Raw genomic sequence first — 16,310 nt, 5'->3', positions numbered from 1 at the left:
ATCGAAACAAATAATTATGATTAAGATTAATAAAAATAAAAAAGTGACTTTGGTGCAGGAAAGTACACTTTTAACGCCTCAAATTCCAAATTTAACTTTATATAAAAAGGATCTGGTTGCCGAGAATGATTTTAAAGAAGATTGTGCTCTGGCCGTATTGCAAATAGTAATGCGAATGGGAATTGAATCCTTGCGTGCAAATACAATTGAAGAATGGCGAAAAGAATTAAATATCATTCCTCAGTATGATTCTCTATTTCAAACGATTATTAAAGAACTCGAGAAAATATCCTATATCCAAATTACGAATCAAAGCGTAATTGTACCAATAGATATTGAAGAAAGAGCGGCCTCCTTTTCTCTGCACAATAAGTTATTAAAAGCAAAAAAAGAGGCAAATAGTCATCATAGTTATTACGCATTATTGAATCAAACGATTGGTGCTTTTGAGGAAATTTTGATTGGAAAGACGAAAGCTACTGATGTATTGTTTCCAGAAGGAAATTCCAGATTGGTAAGCGCGATCTATAATGGCGATTACAGATCTAATTATTTCAATTCAATAGTGGCATCAATTGTAGAAAATACAGTCAGAAACTATGAAGGAACTAATCAAAAAATAAACATCTTAGAAGTAGGAGGAGGCACAGGAGGAACAACGGTGCGTATTCTGGAAAAGTTAAAAAAATATGGCAATCAGGTAAAATATACTTTTACAGATGTTTCTCAAAGTTTTTTAATTGAAGCAGTAGAAAAATTTGAAGACATCATACCTTATTTTGAAACTAAGAGATTTGATATTACCCAATCTGCAGCAATGCAGGATATCGCAATGGGCAAATATGATATTGTGATAGGAGCCAATGTTGTTCATGCTACCGCTAATATTGCTGAAACACTTAAGAATATAAAACCAATTCTTAAGAAAGACGGGATTCTGATTATGAATGAGTTGAACGCATTGGAAATGTTTACGACATTAACATTCGGTTTGCTTTTTGACTGGTGGAATCATGAAGATAAAGAATTACGAATTTCAGGTAGTCCGGCATTAACTTTCGATAAATGGAAACAAGTATTATCTGAAGTTGGTTTTGTTGATTGTGATGTATATCCCAAACAAGAAGATATTCCACAACAAATAATAATTGCCAGGAGTAATGGCAGAGTATTAATTGATAAACAACAACCGGAAGAATTCTCTAAAACGGCAACAGAAGAAATAGTAAAAGAGGTTATACCAAGCTCCTTAAATACGGCAATAGATTTAAATGATTTTCAACAGAAATTAATTGCTATTGCAGCAGGCACTATCAAACTTCCGGTAACCGCTTTTAAGAAAGAAAAGCCATTTTCAGATTATGGTTTTGATTCCATTTTAGGGCTTACACTGATCAAAAACATTAATAAAACCCTCGAGATAACGCTGGATGTTACGGCTATATTCAATTATCCAACTATTCCGCTATTGGCTCTGCATATACTAGATATACGCCCCGAGTTACTGGATGAAAAAAAGAAAATAGCAGCACAAGTACTTGAACCAATTACTGAAAAAGAGGTCGAAGAACCAAGTTTCTCGAAAATTGACAGTAAGCAAGAAAAGGATAAAATTGCTATCATCGGAATGAGTGGGCAATTTGGGAAAGCAAATGATCTTGAGGAGTTTTGGGAAGTTCTAAAAAATGGAAAAAGTCTTGTAGAAGAAGTTCCTGAAGATAGATGGGATGTTGGATTACATTTTGACGAAAATCCAAAAGCCAAACAGAAGACCTATAGCAAATGGGGAAGTTTTTTAAGAGACATAGATAAGTTTGACCCGGAATTTTTTAAGATATCCGGTAAAGAAGCAGAAAACATGGATCCGCAACAGCGCCTATTTTTGCAACATTGTTGGAAAGCGTTGGAAGACGCAGCAATTGATCCAAATACTTTGCACGATTCTAAGTGTGGTGTCTATGTTGGTGCAACAGATGGAGATTATTACAAAACCTATTTAGAAGAAGCAAATGAAGCTTCTGCATTTTGGGGAATTTCGGGTTCTATATTGGCAGCGCGTATTTCATATTTTCTTAATTTGAAAGGAGCTGCTGTAGCAATAGACACAGCATGTTCCAGTTCATTGGTAGCAATGGATATGGGATGTAAAAGTTTATTGACAAAAGAAACAGATCTTATTATAACCGGAGGAATTTCATTATCTGTAACGCCAGAGTTTTACAAACTAAGCAGTATGGCAGGAATGTTATCTCCCGATGGTCAGTGTTATACTTTTGATGAAAGAGCAAATGGATTTGTACCCGGTGAAGGTGTAGGTGTACTTATTATGAAACGATTGGAAGATGCTGTAAGAGATGGTGATCCCATTTATGCTGTAGTACAAGGAATTCTTACCAATCAGGATGGAGCAACCAACGGAATTACGGCTCCAAGTGTGCTATCTCAACAAGACATTCAAAAGGAAGTTTTTAATAGATATGAAATTAATCCTGAGACAATTACTTATGTAGAAGCTCATGGAACAGGAACAAAACTGGGCGATCCTATAGAATTGCAAGCTCTTAAAACATCTTTCAGGGCGCATACATCCAAAGTAAATTATTGCGGGATTGGTAGTGTAAAAACAAATCTGGGACATACACTCAGAGCGGCAGGAATGGCAGGTATTATTAAAGTATTGTTGGCCATGAAAAACAAGCAATTGCCTCCATCAATTAATTATGAAAACCTTAACCAACACATTCAATTAAAAGATAGCCCTTTCATTATTCAGGAGAAATTAACTTCTTGGGATAGCAAAACACCCAAACGAGCTTCGGTAAGTAGTTTTGGAATTAGTGGCACAAATGCATTTGTTGTTTTAGAAGAGTATGTACAAAAAAATAGCCTTTCAGGAGCAAGTGATGAACCCATACTAATAGTTTTATCTGCACTAAATGAAGAAAGTTTAAAGAAAAAAGTAACGCAACTGGTTCATTTTATTAAAAAAGAAGAGAACTTAAACCTTCATGATATAGCCTATACATTACAGATAGGCAGAAAAGTAATGGAGTGCCGTAAAGCTTTTGTTGTAAGTAATATAGAAGAATTAACAGATCAATTGCAACAGTTTGCTCAAGAGGAAACGGTTAGTTCTTACAGAAAGGATAATGAAGTTAATGAAGCTGAAATTCAACGAGCCATTCATAAGAAGCAATATACTGAACTGGCAAAATACTGGGAACAAGGAAATACTATAGATTGGTTGCGTTTGTACACTGTACAGCAACCTAGAAAGATTCATTTACCTACCTATATTTTTGCAAAAGAGTCCTATTGGATAACTCCTAAAACAGAAATAGTATCATCTAATGTAAAAACATTACATCCATTAGTACATGAAAATATATCAGATTTTGAATCACAAAAATTTTCATCTTGTTTAACAGGAAGAGAATCGATCCTATCAGATCATATAGTGCAAGGAAAAAAGGTACTTCCGGGAGTTGCCTATGTAGAGATGGCAAGGGAAGCATTACAACGAAGTGGATTAAATGTAGTACCTGGTTTCTCGGATATAAAATGGTTGCAACCCATAGAGATAAATAAAGAGTCAGTCCGGATTGAAACTGAAGTTTATGCAAATGCAGAAGGCACTTTTATCGAAATAAGGAGTATAAAAAATGAGAAAGCCACCATTCATTTTCAAGCCAGTTTAGAAGAAAATCAAAAAACAACAGCACTTGGTTATAGAGATATATCGGCTATAAAAGAGCAAAGTAGTACATCATATACAAGTGATCAATGTTATCAAATTTTTGGAACAAAAGGAATTAATTATGGAGATAGTTTACAACTCATAAATTCTGTTCATGTTCTAAAAGAAGAAGTACTTACAAGTATTTCAGTTTTTGATAAAAGTGAATTTAAACTTCCAGTCGAAAAATTAGATAATGCACTTCAGACAGCTGCATTATTATGGTTGCAAGATTCTGATGCGCTGGCGTTACCTTATTCTATTGAAAAAATTTCATGGTATAATTTAGAAGAGGAAATTAAGTACTGCTATGCCTATTATTCGGATAAGGAAAATAAGAAAAGTTTTGAAGTAGAACTATTAAGTGCATCAGGAGAAATTGTTATAGCACTATCAGGATATAAAATGATGCCTATCTTAAAAATTAAGCCTAATACAGCACAAACCTATTTATATGAATCGATATGGCAGCCAAAGATAAGCACACGTAACAGAGCAGATCTTTCTATTTTATCTACCGAGTTTATAGTTGTAGGTGATTTTCCTAAAGTCGAATTAGCGGGCACTATAACAAGAATTACGGATCGTGAAGAAAGCATCTTATTTTCTGTTGTTTTTGATAAAGTTAAGCAAGCTATGACGTCCAGAACTCCGGTACGTTTTGTCATTATTTATGATGATAAGACCGAACATGAGGTACAGTTTTTATCAGGATTATTAAGAACCGCTGCAATTGAAAACCCTAAGATTTTATGGAAATGTATAGGTATTGATTTAGATAAAAACAGCAATGCAGAACAACTATCGAAAATTATTACGGAGGAATTAAATGAAAGAGAAACAATAGTCCGATACCAGGATTTAAAACGAGAAGTAAAAGCAATCGTACCAATTGCACCACCACTAACCGAGTCAAATGAAAATATCAAGTTCATTCCAGGCGGAGTTTATATCATTACAGGTGGTATGGGTGGCATTGGAAAAATGCTGATAGAATACCTTTTTGATACCTATAATGATATTAAAATTATGGCTTGCGGGAGGTCTGTTTTAAATTCAAATAATCAGGAATATGTAAAATCGTTCGAGAACCTGACCTATTACCGTTGCGACATTACGGATAAGTTAGCCACTCAACAATTAATTGATGAGGTACAAAACCAATACGGTAAACTAAACGCAATTATTCATGCAGCAGGTAGCATTAATGACAATTTTATTCAGCAAAAAAATAGTGGTGAAGCATTAGAAGTTTTAGAAGTAAAAACGAAAGGGATACGTAATCTTCATGAAACTACACAGCATATTTCGTTAGATTTCATGATGGTATTTTCATCATTAGCTGCTGTTTTAGGAAATTCAGGACAAGCAGATTATGCTGCAGCAAATGAATATTTAAGAGATTTTGCAAAATTCAGAAATAAAGAAGTAGCACAACAAAGAGCTTTTGGTAAAACAATAAGTATAGCATGGCCATTATGGGATAGTAGTGGAATGCAAATAAATGATGAAAGCAAGAAATCGCTGGAAAAGAAACTGAACATCGTTCCTCTACCGCAAGAGGAAGGAATATATTGGTTAGAAAAATTATTGGGCAGCACCGCAGAATCAGTAGTCTTGCATTATGGAAAAGCACCTTTACCCGAAATATTTTTATCGGATTTAAAAGAAGTACCGGAAAGTAGTGTAGCTATAAAAAATGAAAATGTAACGGAAGAATTAACGGAAGAAAGTTTAAAAGAAGTTACCTACGAATATCTCGTTGGGATTTTAGCCGAAGAACTGCGTTTTCCGGTTAGTAAATTTAAAATTACAGATACTTTTGAAAAATACGGTTTAGATTCTATAATGATGACGAGTCTCACTAGTCGTTTAGAAGAAACGTTTCCGAACATTCCGAAGACCTTATTTTTTGAGTTCTTAACCATAGAAGAATTGGTTATGTACTTTGTTGAGGAATATTCAAATGAGTTAAATGCCATAGACAGCAGTAAAAAAATACCGGTTGACATAAAAGAACAAATTAGTATTCCATCAGAAATAAAGGCGACTTTTAAAAAAGCAGTACCGCATAAGTTTGTGCAACTTTCAGAAACGAGACAAGACGATACAATAAAGCGTACCGATGTGGCTATTGTAGGATTAAGTGGTAGATATCCACAAGCAGATTCTATAGAAGAATTCTGGGAAAATCTTAAAATAGGGAAAGATTGCATCACAGAGATTCCTGAAGACAGATGGAATATGGAGGGATTTTTTGATACCGAAAAAGGAAAATCAGGACGTAGCTATAGTAAGTGGGGAGGTTTTGTAAATGATATGGATAAGTTTGATCCATTATTTTTTAATATAACACCTTTAGAGGCTGAGCAAATAGATCCGCAAGAACGTTTGTTTTTGCAAATAGCTTGGGAAACAGTAGAAGATGCAGGATATACTAATGAAACTTTAAAAAGGAATCCTTATACAGGAGAACAAGACGGAAAAGTAGGGGTATATGTTGGAGTTATGTACCAAGAGTACCAGTTATACGGAGTAGAAGAAACAGTAAAAGGAAACCCAACAACACTTAGAGGAAGTTCAAGTAGTATAGCCAATAGAGTTTCGTACGTTTTTGATCTTCATGGACCTAGTTTGTCTCTGGACACGATGTGTTCTTCGTCAAGTACAGCTATTCATTTAGCATGCAAAGCCATACAAGAAGGAGAAATCAGTATGGCTATTGCAGGAGGAGTAAACTTGAGTGTACATCCTAATAAATATTTGATGCTTAGCGATGGCGGTTTTGCCAGTAGCAAAGGAAAATGTGAGAGTTTTGGACAAGGTGGAGATGGTTATGTTCCCGGAGAAGGTGTTGGTGCTATTTTGTTAAAATCTCTTGAGCAAGCCGAAAAAGATGGAGATCATATTTATGGAGTAATTAAAGGATCTGCATTAAATCATGGAGGAAGAACGACAGGATATACGGTTCCAAATCCTAAGGCGCAAACAGCAGTAATTAGGGAAGCTATTAAAAAAGCGAATATCAAACCGGAGTCTATTTCTTATATCGAAGCACATGGTACAGGAACTAGTTTAGGAGACCCGATAGAAATTGTAGGGCTAAAAAATGCATTAGAAAGAACAACTGCAAATAAATGCCGTATAGGTTCTGTAAAATCTAATATTGGACATTGCGAATCGGCAGCAGGTATTTCTGGAATTACTAAAGTATTGTTGCAACTTAAATACAAACAGTTGGTTCCATCCATTCATTCGTCTCTATTAAACCCTAATATACAGTTTGATCAAACTGCCTTTTTAGTTCAGCAAGAATTAGAACCTTGGTCCGATCAAGACGAAACATTGTTAACTGCAGGTATTAGCAGTTTTGGTGCAGGAGGAAGCAATGCACATATCCTCATACAAGAGTATCCGAAAACGGAGAGAACTACTGATTTTGGTAAAGAACCGGTCATAATAGTTTTGTCGGCTAAAAACAAAAATAGATTAAAAGCTTATGCCGGTCGATTATTAAGTTATATAGAAAAAACTCCGGAAGCTTTACAAAATATAGCTTATACTTTGCAGATTGGTAGAGAAGCTATGTCAGAACGATTGGCAATAGTGACCGGTTCTAAAGAAGAGCTGGTGCAACAATTAGAGAATTTTGTTAAAAATGATGTGCGTTTAGCAGAAGATATTTTTACGGCTAATAGTAAAGATGAAAGCAATGATTTTCTCCTAAAAGGTAAAGCTGGCGCCGCATATATTAAAGAAGCTATTCAAGAAAAAGAAATAGCATCTATAGCGCAACTATGGACAAAAGGAGTTGAAATAAAATGGGAATTACTGAATTCGGGTAATAGTCCTTTACAAAGAATAAGTGTGCCTACCTATCCTTTTGCTAAAGAAAGGTATTGGGTACAAACAACAAATACTGCTGTAAAAAACGAATCAGTTTCTAAACTGCATCAATTACTTCATACGAATGAATCAGATTTTGAAGCTCAGAAATTTGCGAGTGTTTTTAAAGGAACTGAATGGTTTTTAGAAGATCATCTTGTTCAAAACGAAAAAGTAATTGCAGGTGTAGCCTATCTGGAAATGGCCAGGGAAGCGATAGAAAGAAGTACACATCAAAAAGTAACACAATTTCAGGACGTAACATGGTTGCATCCTATAAAAGTATTAGAACAACCCAAAAAAGTTGTTATTAGACTGGAACCTTCCGGTGAGCAGATTAGATATGTGGTATATTCTAAAGACCAAGAAGAAGAATATATTCATGGTCAGGGAATTGTAACTACAAGGGCTCAAGAAGAACCTAAACCCTATGATTTGATAACGATCAAATCCCGTACTAATCAGACAGCTTCTGAGTCAGAATGTTATAAAATGTTTAGCGCCCTTGGATTTGGATATGGAGAAAGGTTTCAAGGTATAAAAGAGTTATACTATAATGATACAGAAGCACTAGCCAAAATTACATTGCCACAACATGGGGACATGACCTTAGATCCCGGAGTATTAGATAGTACGCTTCAGGCATGTTTAGCCTGGCTACTGTTAAAAGATGAAGGTAAAATGCCATTGTCTATCCCATTTAGCGTAGGTAAAGTAACGGTTTATAAAGAGATTACATTTCCGGTATGGTCATATGCAAGGTTTAGCCCGAATGCTAACCCAAAAGCAACTATACCTAAATGTGATATGGATTTATTAAACGACAAAGGTGAGGTTGTGGTAAGTTTTAAAGATTTTGTCATTTTACCATACGATGGAGGATTTCTAAATAAAAATTCAAGAAAAGAATCCGTAGCGACAGAAATTTATGATTACCAATGGGAAGCAACTGAACTGGAAAAAACGTATGCGCATACTACAGATTACAATGATGTGATTTTAGCTGGGGCTACTCAAAATTTGGTACAACAATTTAGCCGGGAATTTGATGGAAATGTATATAGTGTAGACGAAGAAATAGAAGAATCCTATTTTCTGAAAATACTGGAGCTTCTCAGAAACAGAATGTCACAAAAACAACGGGGGCAATTTTCGGTGCTTATAAATGAGACAGATTATGATAAGTATGGATTTATTATCGGCATGTTGAAATCGGCTTCAAAAGAAAATCCAAGAGTTAAAACTAAATTTATTTCTATAGCATCTATGAATGTTAAGACAGGAAATGAATTAGTGCAAATTTTGAAAAACGAAAATCTTGATGAACAGGCAGAAGTACGTTATCTAAACGGAACCAGAGCAGTAAAGAGCGCTAGCTTAGTATCTCAAAATCAAATTTCTGATCTTAGGATTAAAGAAGGAGGTGTTTATTTGATTACTGGTGGTGCAGGAGGAATCGGAAGTGTTTTTGCAGAACATATTGCCAAAACCCAAGGAACGCAACTTATACTTACAGGTAGAAGAACTAATAATGATACAATCCGGAAGTATACAGAAAGCTTACCAAATGCGCAATATTACGCATGTGATGTTACTAAGTACGAAGACGTAGAAAACGTAATACAAACTATTTTAACAGATTACAAAAAAATAGATGGGATTATTCACTGTGCAGGTATAGGTCTGGCCAGTACAATTATAGAGAAAACAGAAACAGAAATCTATAAGGTATTGCCACCAAAAATTGCAGGAGTAAAAAATTTAGACAAGGCATTACAAAATGAAACAATAGATTTTATGATGTATTGCTCCTCTATTTCGTCAGTATTAGGTGATATAGGGTTGTCAGACTATGCTGCCGCTAATGCCTATATGGACCATTTTGCAAAAAAACGAAATCGTTTAGTTAAAGACGGTAAACGTAAAGGAACTACAATTTCTGTGAATTGGGGATTATGGGAAACTGGCGGAATGCAGGCAAATGCTGAGAGTATAGAATTTTTATCCAAACAATGGGGCATGTTTCCTTTACCGGAAGCAGAAGGAGCAAAAGCATTGGATAAAGTACTGCAACTGGCAAATGAACAAACAATTATTGTTTATGGTTCTAAAAATAAACTGGACAAAACCTTTGGAGTTAAAGCGAACAGTGTAGTCGCTATAGATAAAAAAGAGACCTCAGGAGAATCGGCAGTAGACTTAAGTACAATTGCTTATGAGAAAATAGTCGAAATATTTAAGAAAGAACTAAAATTAAAAGAAGAGCACATTCAAACTGAATTGCCTTTTGAAGAATATGGAATCGATTCTATGTTAGTGGTAAAGCTAACCAATAGATTGAGCGATATTTTTGATAATGTTTCGGTATCCTTACTGTTTGAATATCAGACAATAGATCAGCTTGTATCCTATTTTGTTAAAGAACATTCAGATACTTTACAAACATTAAATACGGCAAAAGGTACTCATGAAGTTCCTGTTCAGATGGATAAAGTAATTAGAGATGAAGCGTTTTCTATACTTGAAGCAAAGGAATACAAGCGCTTTATGCAACCTAAATTAGTTCCGGTTATTAAAAAGGAAGAAATAAAAAGTGAGGATATAGCCATAATCGGATTGAGTGGAATCTATCCCGGAGCAAATGATATTGCTGAGTTTTGGGAGAATCTTAAAGCTGGTAAAGACAGTATTACAGAGATACCGGAAGAACGATGGAATATTGAGGAGTTTTATAATGAACAGAAAGGAAAAAAAGGAACAAGTTATAGCAAATGGGGTGGTTTTATTAATGATATAGATAAGTTCGACCCCTTGTTTTTTAATATTTCGCCACGCGAAGCTTCAATGATGGATCCGCAAGAACGGTTGTTTTTGCAAACGGCTTGGCATGCGATTGAAGATGCAGGTTATACCAAAAAGAAATTACAAAATATAGGAAAAAAATCGGCTACAGATACAGGTGGTAATGTAGGTGTTTTTGTTGGAGTTATGTATGAAGAATATCAATTGTTCGGAATAGAAGAAAGACTAAAAGGTAATTTTATTGCTCCAACCGGAAATGCCAGTAGTATAGCCAATAGAGTTTCTTATTTTTTAGACCTTCATGGGCCGAGTATGGCAGTAGCAACGATGTGTTCTTCATCGCTAATTGCGATTCAGATGGCTTGCGAAAATATACATTTAGGGAACTGTGAAGGAGCTATAGCCGGAGGTGTTAATTTAAGTATACATCCCGGGAAATATTTAATGTTGAGTGATTTACATCTGGTTTCAGAAAAAGGGAAATGTGAAACTTTTGGAGAAGGAGGAGATGGTTATGTGCCTTCAGAAGGAGTTGGCGCAATCATGTTAAAATCATTGGCAAAAGCAAAACAAGACGGAGATCAAATTTATGGAGTCATTAAAGGTGGTGCTATAAACCACGGCGGAAAAGTAAACGGATATACCGTACCTAACCCTAATGCTCAGGCAGCGGTAATTCTGCAAGCAATGGATAGGGCAGGAGTTTCGCCTGAAGCCTATAGTTATATTGAGGCCCATGGTACAGGAACCAAATTAGGAGACCCTATTGAGATTGCCGGACTCAAAAAAGCATTTACAGGTACAACAAATCAATTTTGCAAAATAGGTTCTGTAAAATCGAATATTGGACATAGTGAGGCAGCAGCAGGGATATCCGGGGTTACCAAGGTGCTTTTGCAACTTAGGAATAAACAACTCGTTCCGTCATTACATTCTAAGAAATTAAATACCAATATCGATTTTGAAAATAGCCCTTTTCAAGTACAGCAAGAATTAGAAGACTGGATTACGTTAGATGGCAGACCAAGACTAGCCGGAATAAGCAGTTTTGGAGCGGGAGGCACCAATGTACATCTTGTGATTGAAGAATATAAAAAAGATTCGCAGAATTTTCTCGACTCACAAGAACCTGTTATCATTCCACTATCGGCTAAAAACAGTGTTCAATTAAAAGAACATGTTCAAAAAATAAGTCAATTTCTGGAAGAGAATATTAAGGTCCTGACGATTAATGATGTCGCTTATACCTTGCAAATCGGTAGAGAAGCCATGGAGAGCAGAGTAGCTTTTATTGTTGCAAATACAGAACAATTAGTTACAAAACTAAAGCAATATTTAGAAGATCCTGCAACAGGAATAGTGGGCGAAATAGAGGCAAATAAGTTGATGGCTTATTCAAAAATAAGCAATGCAGTTGAAGAAGCTTTAATACAAAAAGATCAAACAGCTTTAGCCACTTTATGGGCTCAGGGAGAACGCATTGATTGGAATCAATTATACGATAAAATGCCGACTGTTATTAGTCTTCCTAATTATCCATTTGCCAAAGATTATTGTTGGTTTAAGCCAAAAGATGCGACTGAGGTTACAGCAATAAAAAAGGAACATCCGCTGGTACATCAACAAGCCAATAAAGCAGATAGTTCTCGATTTATAAGTAAATATTCCGGTACCGAACAATTTCTGTCAGAACATATACTGCATACAGAAAAAATCTTACCGGGTGTAGCGTATCTGGAGATAGCAAGAGTGTCGGGCGGACGCTATACAGACCAAAAAATAGCTCAATTAAGAGATGTATTCTGGATGTCACCGCTACAAGTTAATGGACACTCCAAATCAATAGTTACAGAATTACAAACAGTAAATAAAGAAATTACGTTTACAGTTAAAGATCAGGAACAAGAAAATATCATCTTAAGCCAAGGTAAGATTAGTTCCGTATTTACAGAGGAAATAGAGAAATTGGATATACGATTAATTGGTAATCGATTAGGAGATGTTCTGGATAAAGAGGCCTATTATAGTCTATTCAAAGAACTCGGATTTCATTATGGAACGAGTTTTCAAGGGATAGAATATATCCGATATTCCGGAAACGAAGCCTTAGCCAAAATTAGCATCAATCAAGATCTTTCAGACAATTACTGGACTGTTCAAGCAATGGATAGTGCCTTGCAAACTTGTTTAGGAATTCATCTTAAAGGAAATACAAGAGAATTACCATTATCAATCCCATTTAGCGTTAAAGAGGTAAATATTTACAAAGAATTACCTTCAGAGTTTTGGTCTTATGTAACGATAAGAGAACAAAGTGAAGAAAAAAATACACCGATACACTATGATGTAAAATTAATAGATGGTAGTGGTGAAGTGATCATGAGTTTTATCGATTTTGTAACGCTACCTTTTGTTAGCCAAGAACAAGCTGCATCGAATAAAATAGAGGGGTATACGCAATTATATTCTTATGACTGGAAATCAAAACCAATCACAGAGAAGGTAATAAGCAATGCGAACAGAAATTATGAAGTTATTTTGGCCGGTGCAACATCAGAAATGGCCGAACGATTAACAGATGAGTTAGAAATCGAGGTAACAAGCATACAAAGTCAGAACGAAGAAGAGTTCTTTAGAATTATTCTAGATCGTGTTAAACAGCATTTAGTCAATAAAAAAGAACAGCATTTCTTAATACTATTTGAAGAGCAAGAAGCTTTGTCCTATAGTTTTGTTTCGGGAATATTGAAATCGGCAAACAAAGAAAACCCAATAATCTCAGGAAAAACAATAGCTGTAGACCAAATTTCTGTAGCGAATATAGACCTTCTTTGCAAGATTATAAACGAAGAAAGAACCACGGAAGAGGCTGAAGTTCAGTATATAAACAACAATCGGGAAGTCAGAGAAATAGGAATCTATAACAAAGTATCCGATCAGAATGCAATTGTTATTAAACCCAATGGGGTCTATATCATAACAGGAGGAGCTGGAGGATTGGGGATGATTTTTGCAAACTATTTGAATCAATTCAAAAATACGAAGCTCTTTTTAATCGGAAGGAGCGAATTATCTCCCGAAAAGAAAAGTGAGATCAGGCTATTAAACAAGGCAAAGTATATCCGTTGTGATGTTACCGACCGAGCAGCTATTTCAGTAGTGATCAATGAAATTCTTAGGGAAGAAGGACAAATTAATGGAATTATTCATAATGCAGGAATAGGAACAGCCAGTCAGATAATAAAAAAGACTCCTGAAGAAATACATAAAGTATTGGCGCCAAAAATTGATGCAACCAGAATTCTGGATGAACTAACGCAACAATTATCGTTAGATTTTATGATGTATATATCTTCTATTTCTGCCATTATGGGAGATATAGGATTAGCGGACTATGCCTCTGCCAATGCTTATATGGATGCTTATGCAGTACACAGAAATCAATTGGTAAAAGAAGGAAAACGCTCAGGAAAATCTATTACGATTAATTGGGGATTATGGCAAGAGGGTGGACTGCAAATAAATGAAGAAAGCCGGAAATATTTAGAGCATTATTGGGCAATGCTGCCGTTGCCTACAGCCGAGGGACTCAAGGCATTATCTTATATATTTAAAGAAGCACCTTCGCAAGTAATGGTTGTATATGAGAAAGCATCTAAGCTTTTAGAAAAGAAAGCGCATAAAAAGACAGCACCCGTTGCGAATACTTTTGGTATTACAAAGGAGGTTTGTGTAAGATATTTCAGAAATCTGATCGGCGAAGAGTTGCAAATAGAACCGGAAAGAATTGGTTTAACAACACCATTTGAAACGTATGGAATGGATTCTATTCGTATCGTGAAACTGACGAATAAATTAAATGAAGATTTTGAAGACGTCTCAAATACCTTGTTTTTTGAGAACCCGACTCTAGATGATTTAGCCCTATACTTCATGAAGAATTATTCTGATTCGATGCTGAAACTCACAGAAAATCAGGAAGAAAATCAAGTAATTGCAGAAGATAAAATAGAAGCTTTTTACACTAATAAAGAAGAAAAAGAGCAACAAGAAACTAATTATAACCCTATTGAGGAACCAATTGCAATTATTGGTGTAGCAGGAAAATACCCCGGAGCCAATACGTTGGAAGAATTTTGGGAGAACTTAAAAACAGGTAGAGATAGTATTACGGAAATTCCGGAAGACAGGTGGAATACCGAATTATTTTTTGATCGAGAAAAAGGCAAAGAAGGAAAGACGTATAGTAAGTGGGGTGGTTTTGTAGAAGATGTAGACAAATTTGATCCTATTTTTTTTAATATATCACCCAAAGAAGCTGAGTTAATGGATCCGCAAGAACGTTTATTTTTGCAAACGGCCTGGAATACAGTAGAAGATGCAGGATATACTCCGGAAGACCTGAATCAAAAAGTAGGTGTTTTTGTTGGTGTAATGTATAGTGAGTATGCTATGTTTGGTATAGATACGATGCACGAGGGGCAGTTTGCGACACCAAAAGGAATTCATAGCAGTATTGCTAACAGGGTTTCTTATGTGATGAATTTTGAGGGACCAAGTATGGCTATCGACACCATGTGTTCTTCTTCCGTCACCGCTATACATTTAGCTTGTGAGAGTCTCCGAAAAGGCGAATGCACAACCGCAATTGCTGGTGGAGTTAATCTTAATTTGCATCCGTACAAATATCTCTCGCTCAGTAGTGCAGGTTTTGTATCCAGCGAAGGAAAATGCGCTGCTTTTGGCGAAGGAGCTGACGGGTATGTTCCAGGTGAAGGTGTTGGAGCGGTACTTTTAAAACCGCTATCGGAAGCGATAAAAGATAAGGATCAAATCTATGGAGTAATCCGATCGACAACGATTAATCATGGCGGAAGATCTAATGGGTTTCATGTGCCTAATCCTAATGCGCAAGCCAAAGTTATTCAAAAAGCAATTCAAAAAGCAGGAATACAATCCTCGTCGTTACAGTATATAGAAGCTCATGGTACAGGTACAAGTTTAGGAGACCCGATAGAAATAGCAGGCTTGACTCAGGCTTTAAACTTAGACCATAATGTCACTTGCAAAATAGGATCTGTAAAATCGAATATTGGGCATTGCGAGTCCGCAGCCGGAATTTCGGGATTAACAAAAATTTTACTTCAATTTAAGTATAAACAAATTGCCCCTTCGATTCATAGCAATATCCTGAATAAGAATATTCAATTTAACGAAAGTCCATTTGAAGTTCAGCAAGAATTAACAGATTGGATCATTACAGATACAGAAAAAAGAAGAGCAGGTTTAAGCAGCTTTGGAGCTGGAGGAAGTAACGCACATGTTATACTCGAAGAATACCAAAGAAATGATGATAGAGATAGAGCTGAGACGGCGTCGGTACTCATTGTTTTATCGGCTAAGAATACAGAACGTTTAAAACAGAAAGCAGAAGAGCTTATTAAATTTCTGGACGAAGTGGAAACTATTTCTTTAACTGATTTAGCCTATACACTACAAGTAGGAAGAGTTGCTATGGAAACCAGATTAAGTATAGAAGTTACCTCTGTAAAATCACTCAGGAAGGAACTTCATAACTACCTGCAAGATCAATTTTCGGGGCATCAAAAAAGCTTGAAAAGTTATGAGTTAAATACAACAGACAATATAAGCATTTTGTATAAAAGAGCTTTAGAGAATAAGGATCTGAATGAACTGGCAAAATTATGGATTCAAGGAGAATATATTGCCTGGGAAAAGTTATATGACGACAATACACAGCCTAAGCGAATAAGTCTCCCAACCTATCCATTTGTAAAGAAGAGGTATTGGATACCGGAAATCTCTGAGAAATTTGAGAAAAGAGAAAAGGTATCAAAAGTAATACATCCATTATTTCAAAATTAAG

General features: G+C 35.6%; 1 protein-coding gene. It reads left to right on the top strand.

From position 1 onward, the window contains the following. The first annotated feature begins 16 nt into the window (after positions 1 to 16). A complete protein-coding gene (locus LNP23_RS17380) occupies positions 17 to 16,309 on the top strand; it encodes an SDR family NAD(P)-dependent oxidoreductase (protein WP_230002161.1) in 16,293 nt (5,430 codons plus the stop codon). Position 16,310: the final 1 nt, after the last annotated feature.

This window comes from Flavobacterium cupriresistens, from assembly GCF_020911925.1.
Lineage (GTDB): Bacteria > Bacteroidota > Bacteroidia > Flavobacteriales > Flavobacteriaceae > Flavobacterium > Flavobacterium cupriresistens.
Note: the sequence above shows the minus strand (reverse complement) of the source record. Positions and strands in the feature narration are given on the sequence as shown.